Source organism: Salinimicrobium sp. TIG7-5_MAKvit, assembly GCF_049569215.1.
Classification (GTDB): Bacteria; Bacteroidota; Bacteroidia; order Flavobacteriales; family Flavobacteriaceae; genus Salinimicrobium; species Salinimicrobium profundisediminis.
The window spans coordinates 1,175,611-1,193,260 of record NZ_CP145903.1 but is presented as its reverse complement, the minus strand read 5'-3'; the positions used below and the strand labels follow the sequence as shown (position 1 = coordinate 1,193,260).

At 43.4% G+C, this 17,650-nt stretch carries 11 protein-coding genes; all 11 read left to right on the top strand.

Annotation, left to right across the window (positions count from 1 at the left end):
• Window positions 1-80 precede the first annotated feature (80 nt).
• The 11 genes from V5739_RS05400 to V5739_RS05350 all read left to right on the top strand — a co-directional run bounded on the left by V5739_RS05400 (window position 81) and on the right by V5739_RS05350 (window position 17,638).
• The gene (locus V5739_RS05400) at window positions 81-2,372 is read left to right on the top strand and encodes an NADP-dependent malic enzyme (protein ID WP_423819932.1); all 2,292 of its coding nucleotides are present in this window, start codon (window positions 81-83) and stop codon (window positions 2,370-2,372) included.
• 152 nt (window positions 2,373-2,524) lie between these two features.
• On the top strand, window positions 2,525-3,106 hold the full coding sequence (ruvA, locus tag V5739_RS05395; RefSeq protein ID WP_266068403.1) for a Holliday junction branch migration protein RuvA: 582 nt from the start codon (window positions 2,525-2,527) through the stop codon (window positions 3,104-3,106).
• Entirely contained in the window at window positions 3,103-10,257 is a 7,155-nt protein-coding gene (gene sprA / locus V5739_RS05390) for a cell surface protein SprA (protein ID WP_423819931.1), read from the top strand. The genes ruvA and sprA overlap by 4 nt, the downstream gene beginning before the upstream one ends.
• Window positions 10,258-10,316: 59 nt before the next feature.
• Window positions 10,317-10,697 (top strand): glycine cleavage system protein GcvH, encoded by a 381-nt coding sequence (gene gcvH / locus V5739_RS05385; protein ID WP_266068405.1) that lies wholly within the window; start codon window positions 10,317-10,319, stop codon window positions 10,695-10,697.
• On the top strand, window positions 10,684-11,100 hold the full coding sequence (locus V5739_RS05380; protein WP_423819930.1) for a VanZ family protein: 417 nt from the start codon (window positions 10,684-10,686) through the stop codon (window positions 11,098-11,100). The genes gcvH and V5739_RS05380 overlap by 14 nt, the downstream gene beginning before the upstream one ends.
• Window positions 11,101-11,133: 33 nt before the next feature.
• Window positions 11,134-11,859, top strand: a complete 726-nt coding sequence (locus tag V5739_RS05375) for an energy transducer TonB (RefSeq protein ID WP_266068407.1) — start codon at window positions 11,134-11,136, stop codon at window positions 11,857-11,859.
• Between the two features lie 207 nt (window positions 11,860-12,066).
• A complete protein-coding gene (locus V5739_RS05370; RefSeq protein WP_423819929.1) occupies window positions 12,067-12,783 on the top strand; it encodes an energy transducer TonB in 717 nt (238 codons plus the stop codon).
• A 127-nt stretch (window positions 12,784-12,910) separates the two neighbouring features.
• Window positions 12,911-15,022: a gliding motility protein RemB gene (locus V5739_RS05365; protein ID WP_423819928.1), complete on the top strand. Its 2,112-nt coding sequence runs from the start codon at window positions 12,911-12,913 to the stop codon at window positions 15,020-15,022.
• A gap of 114 nt (window positions 15,023-15,136) precedes the next feature.
• Window positions 15,137-16,039 carry a heme o synthase gene (gene cyoE / locus V5739_RS05360; RefSeq protein ID WP_423819927.1) on the top strand — a complete coding sequence of 301 codons (903 nt, stop codon included), beginning with the start codon at window positions 15,137-15,139 and terminating at the stop codon, window positions 16,037-16,039.
• Window positions 16,030-16,611, top strand: coding sequence for a cytochrome c oxidase subunit 3 (locus V5739_RS05355; RefSeq protein ID WP_266068414.1), 582 nt, complete (start codon window positions 16,030-16,032; stop codon window positions 16,609-16,611). Before cyoE ends, V5739_RS05355 begins: the two co-directional genes overlap by 10 nt.
• A 46-nt stretch (window positions 16,612-16,657) precedes the next feature.
• On the top strand, window positions 16,658-17,638 hold the full coding sequence (locus tag V5739_RS05350) for a cytochrome c oxidase subunit 3 (protein ID WP_423819925.1): 981 nt from the start codon (window positions 16,658-16,660) through the stop codon (window positions 17,636-17,638).
• The last annotated feature ends 12 nt before the right edge of the window (window positions 17,639-17,650 follow it).

The following is a 17,650-nucleotide window of genomic DNA, read 5'->3' as shown; positions in this document are numbered from 1 at the left end:
AACATCAAAAAATAGGCTATAGCACCAAGCTATAAATGCGAAACTATTACCTTTGTGCTTGCCCCATAAACCGGGAAATTATGAAGAACGAACGCAAAAGACGTGAAGCTCTGGTATATCACGCAAAGCCCACACCGGGAAAAATTCAGGTTGTGCCCACCAAAAAGTACTCTACTCAAAGAGATTTGTCACTGGCATATTCCCCGGGAGTAGCAGAGCCATGCCTTGAAATTCATAAAAATAAGGAGAACGTATATAAATATACTACCAAAGGGAACCTTGTGGCCGTTATTTCTAATGGTACCGCAGTTCTTGGGCTTGGTGATATAGGCCCCGAAGCCTCCAAGCCGGTGATGGAAGGTAAAGGCCTGCTTTTTAAGATCTTTGCTGATATTGATGTTTTTGACATTGAGGTAGATACTAAAGATGTTGATGCTTTTGTAGAAACCGTTAAAAATATCGCGCCTACTTTTGGAGGTATTAACCTTGAAGATATTGCAGCGCCTGAAGCTTTTGAGATTGAAAAAAGGCTTAAAGCAGAACTGGATATTCCCGTGATGCACGATGACCAGCATGGTACTGCCATAATTTCGGCAGCAGCTTTGCTCAATGCGCTTGAGCTTGCCAGGAAAAAGATAGATGAAGTAAGAATTGTTATAAGTGGAGCGGGAGCTGCCGCAGTTTCCTGTACTAAATTATATAAGGCATTCGGTGCAAAGGCTGAGAACATCGTGATGCTTGATAGTAAAGGAGTCATTAGAAAAGACAGGGAAGGTCTTTCTGAAGAAAAATCAGAATTTGCTACAGCCCGAAAAATCGATACGCTCGATGAGGCCATGGTAGATGCCGATGTATTTGTGGGCCTTTCTATTGCCGATATTGTTTCGCCTGATATGCTTAATCAAATGGCTAAAAACCCTATTGTTTTTGCCATGGCGAATCCCAACCCCGAAATTGATTACGATCTTGCCTGTGCTACCCGTAAAGATATAATTATGGCTACCGGGCGTAGCGACCATCCTAACCAGGTGAATAATGTGCTTGGTTTTCCATTCATTTTTCGTGGGGCGCTTGATGTTCGCGCTACCAAGATCAATGAAGAAATGAAGATGGCGGCTGTAAAAGCCCTGGCCCGTCTTACCAAAGAGCCTGTGCCCGAGCAGGTGAATATTGCCTATGGAGAAACCCGGCTAAATTTTGGCAGGGAATATATTATCCCCAAACCATTTGATCCGCGTCTTATTTCGGAAGTGCCGCCGGCTGTGGCGAAAGCTGCAATGGAGTCGGGAGTTGCACGTAGCCCAATTCAGGATTGGGATCGTTATGAAGATGAGCTGCTCGAAAGAATGGGTAACGATAGCAAGATCACCAGGCTGTTGATGAACAGGGCGAAAATGGATCCGAAACGGGTGATTTTTGCTGAAGCAGATCACCTCGATGTGCTTAAAGCTGCCCAAATTGCTTACGATGAAGGTATTGCCAAACCCATCTTGCTTGGTAGAAAGGATGTGATCACGGAACTGATGGCTGAAATTGATTTTAATGCCGAAGACGTGGAGATCATCGATTCAAAATCTGACGAGGAGGAAGCCAGGCGTAACCGCTATGCTGAAGTTTACTGGAAGTCCCGCCAGAGGAAAGGAGTTACCAAATATGATGCAGAGCTGTTAATGCGTGCCCGCAACTATTTTGCCGCAATGATGGTAAATGCCGGAGACGCCGATGCTTTGCTCTCGGGTTACTCAAGGTCGTACCCTACCGTATTGAAACCTATGCTCGAACTTATTGGAAAGGCAAAAGGAGTTTCGAAGGTGGCAGCAACCAACCTGATGAATTCGGCCCGCGGCCCTATTTTCATCAGCGATACCTCGGTGAATATTGATCCTACTGCGAAAGAACTGGCCAAGATTGCACAAATGACGGCAAGAACTGTGCGCCTTTTTGGAATAGATCCTGTAATTGCCATGATCTCTTATTCTAACTTTGGATCTTCAACTAACGAGAAGGCCGAAAAAGTAAAAGAAGCTGTAGATTATCTGCATAGGTTCTATCCAGATCTTGTGGTAGATGGTGAAATGCAATCAGACTTTGCGTTAAACAAAGAGATGCTTCGCAAGAAATTCCCATTCTCAAAACTTGCCGGGAAAAAAGTTAATACGCTCATTTTTCCAAATCTTGATTCTGGTAACAGTACCTATAAACTCATCAAGGAGCTTAACAAAACAGAATCTGTAGGGCCAATCCTGATGGGTATGAACAAGCCGGTGCACGTATTGCAGTTGGGGGCAAGTGTTGAAGAGATTGTGAATATGACAGCAGTAGCCGTGGTTGACGCCCAGGAAAAAGAGAAAAGAGCCAAACGGCAACAATAACATAACAACAGTGCAGGTACTAAAAAGGCTTCGTTTGTCTTTGAGGTATTTTGGAAAATAAGTGAGACAGGAAAATGCCCTTTTTGAGGGGTTTTCCTGTTTTGCTATCCTGCAAATTTCATTACATTTGACGCCATAACCGTCTACTTTTCATGATCTATAGTATTAAAGGCCGCCTGGTTGAAAAAAATCCGACGAATGTAGTGATCGATTGCAACGGGGTTGGGTATTTTATTCATATTTCCCTTAACACCTATTCCCAAATTCCTTCAGAAGAATCTCTGCAGTTGTACACCCACCTTCAGGTAAAAGAAGATTCGCATACCCTGTATGGTTTCTGGGGAAAAACCGAAAGGGAGATTTTCAGGCTTTTGATCTCAGTTTCAGGAGTGGGCGCAAGTACTGCCCGCAGCATGTTATCTTCCCTTGAACCGGGGCAAATTATGGAAGCAATAGCTGCAGGTGATGTGGCTACCATTCAGGGGATTAAAGGCATTGGGGCTAAAACGGCGCAGCGGGTGATCATTGATCTTAAAGACAAAATAGTAAAAGTATTTGGTATTGATGAAGTTTCAGCAACTCAAAGCAATACAAACCGTGAAGAAGCGTTATCTGCTTTAGAGACCCTTGGGTACACACGAAAGCAATCAGAAAAAGTTGTGGAGAAAATTGTGAAGGCAGAACCCGATGCTTCAGTGGAATCTCTTATTAAGCAGGCACTTAAAAAACTATGACTCCTTTGGAGCAAAATTATAATTCCAGGTTTTGGCTTTCAATTTCCCTTGCATTCCTTGGTGTGCTGGTATTTTCTTCGCCTGCCCTGGCACAGGATACACTCGTTCAACAGGACAGCACAAAAACAGGATATTCCCTGGGGAAACTCAGGTTGCCTAATCCTAACAGCATAGTTGCTTCCTATACTTATGATCCTGTGCTTGACCGGTATGTTTATACCGAAACGCTGGGAAGGCTCAATATCACCGCCCCACTCATTCTCACTCCACAAGAATATCAGGAGCTGGTGATCCAGGAAGAAATGCAGCAGTATTTTAAGGAAAAGTCTGATGCACTTTCAGGAAGAAAAAAAGGTACAGAGGAAGGGCAGAGAGATTTGCTTCCCGGTTTTTATGTGAATTCAGATTTCTTTCAGAATATTTTTGGAGGCGGTGAAATAGAATTTATTCCGCAGGGATCGGTCGCACTTGATCTGGGAGTGCTGTACTCCAAAAGAGATAATCCTGCGTTCTCACCGCGAAACAGAAGTTCGTTCACTTTTGACTTTGATCAGCGCATTCAGTTAAGCCTTTTGGGAAATGTTGGAGAACGTCTTAAGGTAACTGCCAACTACGATACCGAATCTACTTTCGATTTTCAAAACCAGTTAAAGCTGGAATATACGCCTACCGAAGACGATATCATTCAGAAGATTGAGGTGGGGAATATCACTATGCCGCTCAACTCGGCTTTGATACAGGGCGCGCAAAGTTTATTTGGGATCAAGACCCAGCTCCAGTTTGGTAAAACCACAATAACCGGTGTTTTTTCTGAACAAAAGAGCGAACGGCGCACCGTTAATGTAGAAGGTGGCGCAACTGTGCAGGAGTTCGATAAATTCGCTATTGAATATGACGAGAATAAGCACTTTTTCCTCGCCCATTACTTTAGGGATCATTATGATGAAGCTCTTGAAAACTACCCTTTTATAAACTCTAATGTTCAAATTACCAGGGTGCAGGTTTGGGTTACCAACAGGACGAACAATGTTCAAAATCTTACCAATACCAGGAATATTGTCGCTATACAGGACTTAGGGGAAGCCCCGTTACCGGGAAATATTGGTTTGGAAAATGTGCCGGCTGGTTTCTTTAACCGCCCCGAAGGTTCCTTTGCCGATAACCGAAATAATGATCTTAACCCCTTTGGGATAACAGGGCCTCAGGAATCTGTGCTAACCCCGGCAATAAGAGATGTGGCCAGGGTAGAATCTGGTTTCGGCGGGTTGCAGGTTTCGGAAGGAAGAGATTACGTGAAACTGGAAAATGCCAGGCAGTTAAAACCTACAGAATACAGGCTGGATACCAGGCTTGGGTATATCTCCCTAAATCAAAGATTGGCGAGCGATGAGATTCTTGCAGTGGCTTTTCAATACACCGTAGGGGGAGAAGTTTACCAGGTGGGAGAATTTGCCAGTGATGGGATTGACGCCTCTGGAGGTACGGGGATAGAATCTTCTGTTTCTCAAAACCTGGTGGTGAAAATGCTGAAGAGCTCGGTTACCAATGTAGGTGAGCCGGTGTGGGATCTAATGATGAAAAACATCTACAACCTTGCAGCATACAATCTGGAGCGGGAAGATTTTAGGATGAACATTGTCTATACCGATCCTCAACCCCTCAATTACATCACAGGAGTTGACGGAGTTCCTCTGCCTGAAGATGTAGAGCAGACCACACTTTTAAGAGTATTTAATCTCGATAATCTAAATGTTGCGGGAGACCCAATTTCGGGGGGCGACGGTTTTTTTGACTTTGTGCCGGGAATTACTATTAATGCTGAAACTGGAAATATTATTTTCACTTCGGTAGAACCCTTCGGAAGTTATCTCTTTAGAAAACTCGATCCCAATCCCAACACGGGTTCTGAAATGTATGAGCTTCCCGAAACCTGGAATGCCAATCAGCAGAAATACGTTTTTAGGGCACTCTACGAAACTACCAAGACCCAGGCAGAACAGGAGCAGGCCGAAAAGAACAAATTTCAGCTTCGCGGACGTTACAAATCTTCTAATGTTGAAGGAATTTCGATAGGAGCCTTTAATGTTCCGCAGGGATCGGTTACTGTAACAGCGGGAGGTCGTGTGCTGCAGGAAGGGGTAGATTATGTGGTGAACTACCAGTTTGGAAGGGTCCAGATCCTGGATGAAGCTTTACTGGCCTCAAATATTCCTATTCAAATATCAACAGAGAATAATGCCCTTTTTGGGCAGCAAACAAAACGCTTTACCGGGATTAACGTGGAGCATCTCTTCAATGAGAACTTCCTGATAGGGGCCACTTATTTAAACCTGAATGAACGCCCGTTAACTCAAAAATCCAACTACAGTTATGAGCCTATTAATAACACCATCCTGGGGCTCAACCTGAATTACTCTACCGAATTGCCATTTTTGACACGCTGGGTGAATAAACTTCCCAATATTGACACCGATGTGGCTTCTAATTTATCGCTGCGCGGGGAAGTTGCATATTTAATTCCGGGAGCACCAAAAGGAAGTGAATTTGATGGGCGTGCTACCACTTATGTTGATGATTTTGAAGCCGCACAAACCTCTATAGCTATAGATAATCCGTTGGGTTGGGAACTTTCAAGTGTGCCGCTTGGTTTTGGAGGCGAACTGGCTAACGGAAACCTGGCAACCAATTACAAAAGAGCCAAACTGGTCTGGTACAGTATTGACCCTGTTTTCTACGGAAGCAACAGGCCTGCGGGTGTGTCAGATTCTGATCTTTCCAGCTATGCTAGCCGCAGGGTGTTCTTAAACGAGATCTTCCCAAACGTAGATGTGGTGCAGGGACAGTCTCAGGTGCTTTATACACTAGATCTTGCCTATTATCCAAATATTAGGGGGCCATACAATTATAATCCGCAGGCTGCCGGCGGAAATACCCTGCCAAATCCTGCAGAAAATTTTGGGGGCATCAGCCGGGCTATCAATTCTACCAACTTTGAGCAAAGCAATGTTGAATACATTGAATTCTGGATGATGGATCCCTTCCTGTATTCAGAAAATGCTGGTAATAACGGCGGAAAGCTTGTCTTTAACCTCGGAAATATTTCAGAAGATGTTTTAAAGGATGGTAGGAAACAATACGAAAATGGTCTCCCTGTAAATGGAGGTGCAGAAAATACTACTTCTACCGAATTTGGTAAGGTGCCTTCAAACCAGTCGCTTATTTATGCTTTTAATACTGAAGGGCAGGAAAGGCTGAATCAGGATGTAGGTTACGACGGACTTTCAGATGTCGAAGAAGCTGTGCAATATCCCGGGTTTGGAAACCTTCCCGATCCTGCAGCCGATAATTACGATTATTTTCTGAATGCTTCCGGAGGAATTTTAGAGCGCTACTACGATTACAACGGCATTGATGGTAACTCCCCGCCAGATGTTACCAACACAAATCGCGGTAACAGCACGCTTCCTACTGTTGAGGATCTTAACCGCGACAATACCATGAACACGGTTGACAGCTACTACGAATATGAGGTGCCTGTTTTCCCGAACATGAATATTGATAACAGCCGGTATGTGACCGATGTGAAGAACTTCAGCATAAGTTTGCCTAACGGGCAGGAAATGCCGGTGAGGTGGCTGCAATTCAAAATCCCGATTTATGAGCCTACGGCGGCCAAAGGCGGGATTGGTGACTTCAGGTCTATCAGGTTTATGCGAATGTTTGTGACCGACTTTGAGCAACCTACAGTGCTGAGGTTTGGAACTATGGATTTGGTGCGCGGAGATTATCGCAGGTATACCCAAACCCTCGATCCAGATAAATCTGACCCGGTTAATGAGAATACTACCTTCACAGTTTCTTCGGTAAGTATTGAAGAGAACGAGAACAGGCAGCCAATTCCGTATGTGCTGCCTCCGGGAGTAGATCGCGAAGAATTGATGAATAACAATACCCAGGTGAGACAGAATGAACAGTCTCTTGCTGTTAATGTTTGTGATCTTGAACCGCAGGATTCCCGTGGCGTTTACAAGAATTTCCAGTTAGACATGCGGCAGTATAAAAACCTGGAAATGTTCATTCACGCTGAACCCGTAGTGAACCGCCTAAAATGGCAGGAAGGGGAATTGGTTGCCTTTGTGAGGATTGGTACAGACTTTACTGATAACTTCTATCAGATTGAAATCCCGCTGAAGCCCACTGAATTTGGAGTAGTTTCGGCTTCTGAGATCTGGCCTGTAGAAAACCGGATGAATTTACCGCTTGAGCTGCTGCAGGAAGTGAAAGCTACTGTTATTGGAAACCCTGAATTAGTCTCTACCGAGCTTAATTTCTTTAGTGAGGCAGGAGACAGGGTCACAGCCGATACACCTTACGAGGTTGGCCAATTGAGAATTGGGATCAAAGGGAATCCAAGTTTCGGTAATGTTAGGATGCTCATGCTGGGTGTCAAAAATGGCCTTTCTGAAGCCTCTTCCAGGAATTTGTGTGGGGAAGTCTGGTTCAATGAACTTCGGCTTTCTGAGCTTAACAACCAGGGAGGGTGGGCAGCAATCGTGAATATGGATGCTAACGTAGCCGATTTTGCAAACCTTTCGGCTACCGGAAGAAAAAGCACGGTAGGTTTTGGTTCTCTCGAACAGGGGCCTAACCAAAGAAGCAGGGAGGACTTTTTGCAATATGATGTGGTGAGTAACCTAAACATGGGGCAGCTGCTGCCTAGAAACTGGGGATTGAGAATTCCGGTGAGTTACAGCTACGGTGAAGAATTGATCACTCCAAAATATGACCCCGAATTCCTTGACCTGGAACTGGAGACAGTACTTGATAATGCCGCCACAGATGAGATAAGAGATGATCTACAGGAAAGAGCAGAAGATTATACCCGTCGTCAAAGCATTAATGTAATAGGGCTGCGCAAAGAACGTGTAGATGAGGATAAGCCTATGCCTTATGATATCGAAAACTTAAGTGTTTCGGGAAGTTACAATCAGGTAGATCACAGGGATTTTGAGATAGAAGATGCTTTTGACCAAACCGTAAGGGTGGGGGCAACCTACGATTATACGTTTGCGCCAGTGAATATTGAGCCGTTGCGGAATGTGAAAGCCCTGGACAGCAGTGCGTATTTTGCACTCTTAAGGGATTTCAACTTCAATGTTTTCCCGTCGAATATTACAGCGACTTCTACAATTTTCAGGCAGTACAATGAGCAGAAGTTCAGGGAGATCAACCTGCCGCCAGGTTTCCTTAATGGTATTCCTACTTTGTACCAAAGAAACTTTCTGTTTGACTGGCAGTACACCATTAATTACAACTTTACGAAAAGCCTAAGGCTCAATTTTGATTCTTCAACCAACAGAGTGGTGAGGAATTATTTTGATGATGAAAATAATCCCGATACCACTACAAGGGTTTGGGACGGATTCTTTAATACGGGTATTCCAAATCAACATTTCCAGTCGCTGCAAATCAATTACGATCTACCGTTGTCAAAGATCCCTGCGCTTGGTTTTCTTAAAACTACTTATTCGTATACCGGTAACTTCCAGTGGGAACGTGGTTCTGAGATCTTCGAAACCCTTGAAAATGTTCCCGATCTTGGAAACAGTATTCAAAACTCGAATGTTCACCAGATAAGTGCAAACCTGGAGATGCAGACGCTTTATGATTATATAGGGTTCAAGAAAAGAACACGACCTGGAGGAGGGCCCAATACCATTGAAGAGCGTAGTAAGGCGGTGCCAACATTGGGCAATAAATCCACAGCGCCATCGCAGGCAGATGTTGCCAGGCTTGGTGCAGGTGATAGAACTTACAATACCCTGGTTGGCCTTCTCACTTCAATAAGAAGAATTCAGGTGAACTACCAGGAGAACAACGGGATCTTTTTACCGGGATATACCAATGATATTGGCTTTTTGGGCACCTGGAATCCTACGCTCGGCTTTACTTTAGGGAGCCAGGAAGACGTTAGGTACATGGCTGCGCGTAAGGGCTGGCTTACTTTGTACGAAGACTTTAACCAGCAGTACACCGAGGTAGAGAATGAGCAGCTGGGCATTAATGCTGAAGTTTCTCTCCTGCCCGATCTTACCATCCAGTTAACCGCTAACAGGTTGTATTCTGAAACCTTTCAGGAGAATTTCAGGGTAACGGGAGAACAGTATAATCCGCTTACACCGCTTACTTTTGGTAACTTCAGTATTTCCACGATTCTGCTTAAGACCGCTTTTAATCAAACTTCGGCTGAATCTTCGGCTACTTTTCAGGAGTTCAGGGAGAACAGGCTGGCTGTGGCGAGAAGACTGGCCGTAGCCAATGGATTTGACCCCAATGACACCGATGCAGAAGGTTATCCTGTAGGTTTTGGCAGGAACAGCCAGAACGTGCTACTACCGGCGTTTTTGGCGGCTTATTCGGGAGCCGATCCCGATGATGTTAGTCTTGGGGCTTTCAAAGATTTTCCTCTTCCCAACTGGAACCTTAAGTACACTGGCTTTATGCGCCTGCCCTGGTTCAGGAAGAATTTCAAGAGATTCTCGGTGAATCATGGTTATACTGCCGGGTACACAGTTAACCAGTTCCAAAGCAATTTAGATTATAAGCCTGCCAATCCCCGGGAGGTTGATCAGGCCGGAAATTACAAGAGTGAGCTGTTGTTTTCAAACATTAATCTTACCGAACAGTTTAGTCCGCTTGTACGTGTAGACCTGGAAATGGCAAATTCGATCAAGATTTTAGCCGATATTCAGAAGGACAGGGCGTTGTCACTGAGCTTTGACAACAACCTGCTTACCGAAATAAACGGGAACCAATATACCCTTGGGCTGGGATATCGCATAAAAGATTTAAAAATAGACACGAAATTTGGAGGGCGTCAAAGGATATTGAGCAGCGACCTTAACTTTAAAGCAGATGTTTCTTACCGGCATAATGAGACGGTGATTAGGTATCTCGATATTGATAACAGCCAGGTGACGGCGGGGCAGGATATATGGGCAATTTATTTTAAGGCAGATTATGCCCTTTCCAAGAACCTCACTGCCGAAATATATTACGATCACAGTTTCTCTGAATATGCCATTTCCACCGCATATCCGCAAACCACGATACGTTCGGGCGTAACTTTGAGATATAACTTCGGAAATTAAAAGGGGACGCTTGACTAAAAGGATTAAAAAATTACCTTTGTTATAATAAATTCCTAACCATGAAAATTCCAAAAGATTTAAAGTACACCAATGATCACGAATGGGTGAGAATTGAAGGAGATGTTGCAATAGTAGGTATTACCGATTTTGCCCAGGGTGAGCTGGGAGATATTGTTTATGTTGAAGTAGAGACTGTAGATGAAACCCTGGATAGAGAAGAGGTTTTTGGTACTGTTGAAGCTGTAAAAACAGTATCTGATCTATTTGCACCACTTTCTGGAGAGATCATCGAATTCAATGAGAGCCTTGAAGACGAACCGGAAAAAGTAAATTCAGATCCTTACGGCGAAGGCTGGATGGTGAAGATCCGTTTTAGCGACCCATCTCAATTAGACGATCTTTTGAGTGCCGAAGAATATACAGAAATTGTTGAGGGTTAAACTCCTTTTCTTTTTTCCGGCCTTAATTTACACGGGGCTTATACTTTACCTGTCTCTCATTAACCTGGCCGATACTCCGGTAAAAGACCTGGGGATGAGCGATAAAACCATGCACTGTGGTGCCTATTTTGGTCTTGGCCTGCTGTGGATGCTATTTGGGCTTTTTACTTTTGAAGAAAAAGGCCTTTTTAAGAGGATAATGTTTATTTCCCTGGCTTCAGTTGCTTTTGGCATTTTTATTGAGGTTCTTCAGGGTGTAATAACCAGTTATCGTCAACCGGATCTTTTTGATATTCTTGCTAATACTATCGGAGTGGTAGTGGCCGCAATTGTCGTTTGGATCCTCAGGAAAAATCTAACGAGGTTAAAAGCTAAGATAAATTTAGTTTTAATGAAAAATTAATTATTTTAGCCAACCTATAATTAAAACGGAATTATGAAACCCAAAAAGAACCCAAAAGCTGATTTGTCCAGGAGAAGCGTTCTGTTCTTCCAGATTGGAATGATCGTGATGCTTTTTGTCACCTGGCAGGCGATTGAGTGGAAAACCTACGACAAGGAAGCTATTGATACCGGAATGGTTGATATGGATGCCTTTGAGGAGGAAGATGTGCCAATCACCGAATTGAATACGCCACCACCACCACCACCGCCACCACCGCCACCAGCACCCGAGGTTATCGAGATCGTAGAAGATGAAGAAGAGGTTGAAGAGACCGTGATCGAATCTACCGAGACTAACCAGGAAGAGATCGTGGAAGTTGAAGAAGTAGAGGTTGTTGAAGAAGAGGAAGAAATTGGGGACGTTCCGTTTGCAGTTATTGAAGATGTACCGGTTTTTCCTGGATGTGAGAATGAAAAGAACAACGAGGCTCGTAAAAACTGTATGAGTGAAAAGATCAATGATTTCGTAAACCGTAGATTTGATACAGGTTTGGGAAGTGATCTTGGTCTTTCAGGAATTAACAGGATTTACGTTCAGTTCAGGATTGAGAAGAACGGTGCTGTAACTGTGTTAGGGGCACGTGCTCCACACCCACGCCTACAGCAGGAAGCTGAAAGAGTAGTGAATATGCTACCTAAGATGCAACCTGGTAAACAACGTGGTCAGCCGGTTGGGGTATTATACTCTCTGCCTATTACCTTTAGAGTACAGGACTAATTTAGTCTCACAATATTTAAAAATCCCGCAGCTACTGCGGGATTTTTTTTGCTTTAAACTTTTGTTGTATGGATGAAAGGCGCCTGATTTGCAACAGGCTGCTGCTCTTCGGTCTAATTATTGACGTTATGTTATAGATGTTGTTAAAAAGATGTTTTCAATGACTGTTTTTGATCTAATAATTCACTAATCTATAAATATATCATTATGAAAAACAAGAAAAGTGCAAAAGCAGATCTTTCAAAAAGAAGCATCTTATTTTTTCAGCTCGGGCTGGTTCTGGCCCTGTTCCTGGCGTGGCAACTCATAGAATGGCAGGTTTCTTCGGCGCCGGTATCGCAGCAAGATCTCGTTGTGGCCTACGCGTTTGAAGAAGAGCCTGTGCCGGTGACGCAGGTAGAAGACGTAAAACCACCCGAACTTCCGAAGGAAATTACTGAAGAGGTGGAGATCATCAAAGATGATGTTGAAAAGGAGGAAACCCTGATAGCACCTACAGAAATTCCCGAAAAGATCCTGAAAGTGGCCGAAGTGGAGTATGTTGATGAAGAAGAAAAAATAGAAGAGTATAATATTCACGCAGTAGAGGAGGTGCCCGTATTCCCCGGATGTGAAAACCTCAAAAATAACGATGCCCGTAAACAATGCTTTGGTGAGCAGGTGAACCGGCTGGTGGGTCGCACCTTTGATAAGGCTTTGGGGGAGAAACTGGGGCTTAGTGGGCTGCACCGCATCTATGTGAGCTTTAAAGTGGAAAAAGACGGCACGGTGAAAGCCATTGGGGCACGAGGGCCTCACCCAAAACTCGAAGAAGAAGCTATACGGGTCATTAATGCTTTCCCAGAGTTAATTCCGGGGAAGCAGGGCGGTCAACCGGTAGGGGTAATTTATTCATTGCCCATTGTGTTTAGGATTCAGGAATAAAAGAGTGTCAAAAATGGCATTTTTGATCCCGCAGTTAGCTGCGGGATTTTTTTGCGTGCAGGAAAAACCATCAGATACTTAAAAAAATGTATCTTTCCCCTGTAATCCATTCAGCTTTGTGCAGGATATGACTAGATTTTACCCGCTCCTCATCTTTTTCCTTCCGCTTTTTGTTTTTCCCCAGTCCTTTAAAGGGGATCCGGAGAGATTTCCGCAGTTTTCGGAATGCCGAGAGGTAGCTTTTGATAAACAGGAACTTTGTTTTAATACTACCCTAAAAAGCAAGATTAAAGAGGGGTTTATATTGCCCGCTGTTGTTGCTGAAGACAACTACCGGGGTGAAATGGTGGTACTTTTTGAAGTTACCAGTGACGGAAATTTCCAGGTGAACTACATCAATGCCGCTTACCCCGAACTAAAGGCGGAGTTAAACCGCATTTTTGAGACCCTTCCGAAGATCTCCCCTGCCACATATAACAGCCGGCCCATTGATATGCAGTTTCGCATGCCAATAAATATTCCTTTAGAAGCCGGAGAGCCTTCCGCAGTTATTGAGGAAGAGAATGTGAGCGTTGTAAAAGCAGAGGTGCCGGAACCGCAGGAAGAAATTGATATTACCACAGAGTACGAGCAGATAAAGCCGCTGGATTTTAATCATCCAAGATTAGATAGTGATATTAATATTCCGCTCTCGCACGAGTTTTACAGTCGGTTTGAAGATGAGGTGAACATGGTGGGAACTAATTTCCATTCGGCTTCCAAACCTTTTTTGTTTTCCGAAGTAAAAGATTACTACGATTTTGAAGAAGAACTGCTGGGGCTTCAAAAACCTGTCACCTCCTGGGTGGAGAGAAAGGTGTGGAATGAGCATCTTTTTAAATTTCAGGGAGAAGGGTATTGGTTTACGGTAGATTTTGGGCTTGATGTGCAGGTGGGGAAAGACCTTGATAATGAGTTGGACGTAACCTACAACAACACACGGGCAGCCATCTTCCAGGGTGGTTTGGGTAAGAATTTAAATTTTTACTCAGTGGTTTACGAGAACCAGGGAAGGTTTGCCGATTATTTTAACCGTTATGCTGAATCAATAAGACCGGGGAACGAAGGTGCTGCTATTATTCCCGGCCGTGGTATTGCCAAACCTTTTATGGGGCAGGGATATGACTATCCTGTCGCCGAGGGCTATCTTTCTTTTAGTCCCGGGAAATTTTTCAATTTACAATTTGGTCATGGGAAGAATTTTATTGGTGACGGGTACAGGTCTTTGCTGTTGAGCGATAATGCTTCACCTTATCCATACTTTAAGCTCAACACCACCTTCTGGAAAATAAAATACACCAACACCTGGATGTCTTTGCGAGATGTTCGCCCAGAAGTGACGGGTGAAGATTCCTACCGCACCAAGTTTATGGCTAATCACTATTTGAGCTATAATGTCACAAAACGGCTTAATATTGGCTTTTTTGAATCGGTAATGTGGGAGAATGACAATAACCGCGGTTTTGATCTTAACTACCTCAATCCTATAATTTTTTACAGGGCGATCGAATTTTCTACCGGGGCGCAGGCGGGTAATGCTATAATTGGTCTCACCGGAAAATATAAGTGGAACAACAGTTTTCTTACCTATGGGCAGTGGCTTATTGATGAATTTTCTTCTACTGATGTTTTTGGAGGCGAGGGCAGTTGGAAGAATAAGCACGGCTTCCAGGTAGGAGCAAAATATTTTAATGCATTTAATATTCAGGATCTTCACTTGCAACTTGAATACAATCAGGTGCGGCCTTATACCTATTCGCACAATACCATCACGCTTAATTATGGCCATGCAAATCAATCTATGGCGCATTTGTGGGGGGCGAATTTCAGGGAATTGGTTGCTATAGCCCGTTATAAGACCGGCAGGTACTATGGTCACGTGAAAGCCATCTATGGGGAACGCGGCTTTGATTTTCTTGAGAATGGTGCTTATTACGGCGGAAATATCTATCGAACCGAAGAAGACCGCCCTTTTGAAACAGGTGTGGAAATAGGGCAGGGCAATACCACCCAGTCATTTTTTTCGCAAGCTGAAGTAGGATATATTATTAACCCGGTGACTAACCTGAAGTTCTTCGGAAGTTTTATTTACCGGAATTTTGATCCTGAAGTAAACACCGTAAATCATTTTAAGAATACCACCTACTGGTTCAATATTGGGTTGCGCACCGATATTTTCAACTGGTATTACGATATGTAGCCCCTATAAGATATTGATTATCAATCTTTGATTTTTCTTCAGTTTTAAATTTAACGCTGTCGTGTTCTTGGTAAAAACCAATTAAGAAGTATCTTTGCGCCAAAATTGCCATTTTTGGAAAACACCCAAGTACATAGTCCGTCTGTCTCCCTGGTAAGCGATCTTAAGGAAATTACCAAAATGAGGCTGGCTATAAGCGTAGTATTTTCTTCGGTTGCCGGATATTTCTTAGGAGCAGAATCTATTGATTTTCTTACAGTGATCATGCTTGCAATTGGGGGATATTGCCTGGTTGGAGCGTCAAATGCTTATAACCAGATCCTGGAAAAAGATCTTGATCTTTTAATGAAGAGAACTCGCAACAGGCCTGTTCCTTCGGGGAGGATGTCAATAAACACTGCGTTTGTTATTGCCAGTACCCTTACGGTGCTGGGCCTCATCATACTTTACCTTATTAATCCGCGTACGGCCATGTTTGGGGCAATAAGTATACTTCTGTATGTTAGTGTATATACGCCGTTAAAAACCAAGACCCCACTTTCTGTCTTTGTAGGAGCTTTTCCTGGTGCTATCCCTTTTATGTTGGGATGGGTTGCAGCTACGGGAGATTTTGGTATTGAGCCGGGAACCTTGTTTATGATACAGTTCTTCTGGCAATTTCCGCATTTTTGGGCTCTGGGCTGGTGGTTGTATGACGATTATGCAAAAGGCGGGTTCTTTATGTTACCTACCGGAAAAAGAGATAAAGGAACTGCAGTGCAAATTGTGCTTTATACGCTGTGGACTTTGATCGTTTCCTTGATTCCGGCCACAGGAATGACAGGAGCCCTCTATATAACGCCGCTTTCTGCTGCTCTTGTGTTTCTTATTGGTTTGGGGATGTTATATTATGCAGTGCAGCTCTACAGGAAAAGAGATGAAAAATCGGCAAAGAAACTTATGCTTGCAAGTGTGTCTTACATTACCTTGCTGCAAATAATATATGTATTAGATAAATTAGTTCGAGTATGGATTTAACACAGGGAACCAGTCAGCACAAGCAGGGCAGGGCAAAAAAGATGATGCTTTGGTTCGGGATTATAAGTATGGCAATGATGTTTGCGGGCCTTACCAGTGCCTATGTTGTAAGTAAAAACCGGCCCGACTGGCTTGCTGATCTTCAGTTGCCGGCTACTTTTATCTGGAGTACGCTGGTTATATTTTTGAGCAGCGTCACTTTTCACATTGCAGAGAAAGCGGTAAAACAGAACAAACACAGTCTTGCAACCATGGGGCTTCTTGGTACACTGGTACTTAGCTTAATTTTTATCGGCCTTCAATTCCAGAGCTTTAACGAGTTGCTGGAATCTGGATATTTCTTTACAGGAAGTGCCAGTAGTGTTACCACTTCTTTCCTTTATTTGATCGTTGGGTCTCATTTAGTGCACCTTTTTGGAGGAATAATTGTACTTTTAGTAATAATTTATAACCATTTTAAACAGAAGTACCATGCAGGGCAAACACTTGGCTTAGAACTTGGTGCTACCTTTTGGCACTTTGTTGATGCCCTTTGGATTTACCTGTTTTTATTTTTATATTTCTTTAGATAAATAAAAAACCTATTTTTGCCCATACTTTAAAAATCAAACTCTTTCTATGGAAGCGACTGTTACCAGAACAGGTACCGAAGGAAAAACATGGGGCGGTGGGAATCAACCTTTGAAAGTGAGCTATGGTAAAATGATGATGTGGTTCTTCATCTTATCAGATGCGCTTACTTTTTCCGGTTTTCTTGCCTCTTACGGTTTTGCGAGATACAAATTTTCTAACAGCTGGCCAATTGCCGATGAGGTTTTTAACCACTTTCCGTTTTTACATGGCGTAGATGCGCCCATGTATTACGTGGCCTTAATGACCTTTATCCTTATTTTTTCTTCTGTAACTATGGTTTTGGCAGTAGATGCCGGCCATAACATGAAAAGAGGTAAGGTGACCATATACATGTTGTTGACCATTATTGGAGGTATCATCTTCCTTGGGTCACAGGCATGGGAGTGGAAGAACTTTATTCAGGGTACCTATGGTGCTATTGAAACCCGGGGTGGTAATGTGCTGCAGGTTATAGATAATGATGGGCATCGCGTTGCACTGGATGAGTTTGTGGTTGCTGCACCAAAAGAAAGGATTCAGCATGAGCGAACAAATGGCCTTTGGTTTACAGATGAGCCAACTTTGGCACGTTTCACAATGGATGATGTGCTTGCAGGGTTTGAAGCTAATCCAAACCTTCTTATAAGAACACAGGAGTTGACCGAGACAGGAGAGAAAGTAATCCTGACAAGACAGGCGTCACTGGCAAAACTTGAGAGCGAAGGTATAGGAGTTATTGAGGGGGCAAACCTTCAAAAAAATGAATATGGAAATCCTCTTTTTGGAGACTTCTTCTTTTTCATCACCGGTTTCCACGGGTTTCACGTATTGACCGGGGTTTTGATTAATATCATCATCTTCTTCAATGTGCTTATTGGTACTTATGAGCGAAGAGGGCATTATGAAATGGTAGAAAAAGTTGGACTGTACTGGCACTTTGTAGACCTTGTATGGGTATTTGTATTCACTTTCTTCTATTTGGTATAAACTGGAATAAGA

Excerpts from the sequence above, each read along its gene's own strand:
- ruvA (WP_266068403.1), top strand. The coding sequence starts at position 2,525 with ATGATCTATAGTATTAAAGGCCGCCTGGTTGAAAAAAATCCGACGAAT.
- sprA (WP_423819931.1), top strand. The coding sequence starts at position 3,103 with ATGACTCCTTTGGAGCAAAATTATAATTCCAGGTTTTGGCTTTCAATT.
- gcvH (WP_266068405.1), top strand. The coding sequence starts at position 10,317 with ATGAAAATTCCAAAAGATTTAAAGTACACCAATGATCACGAATGGGTG.
- V5739_RS05355 (WP_266068414.1), top strand. The coding sequence starts at position 16,030 with ATGGATTTAACACAGGGAACCAGTCAGCACAAGCAGGGCAGGGCAAAA.
- V5739_RS05370 (WP_423819929.1), top strand. The coding sequence starts at position 12,067 with ATGAAAAACAAGAAAAGTGCAAAAGCAGATCTTTCAAAAAGAAGCATC.
- V5739_RS05350 (WP_423819925.1), top strand. The coding sequence starts at position 16,658 with ATGGAAGCGACTGTTACCAGAACAGGTACCGAAGGAAAAACATGGGGC.
- V5739_RS05400 (WP_423819932.1), top strand. The coding sequence starts at position 81 with ATGAAGAACGAACGCAAAAGACGTGAAGCTCTGGTATATCACGCAAAG.
- V5739_RS05375 (WP_266068407.1), top strand. The coding sequence starts at position 11,134 with ATGAAACCCAAAAAGAACCCAAAAGCTGATTTGTCCAGGAGAAGCGTT.
- V5739_RS05365 (WP_423819928.1), top strand. The coding sequence starts at position 12,911 with ATGACTAGATTTTACCCGCTCCTCATCTTTTTCCTTCCGCTTTTTGTT.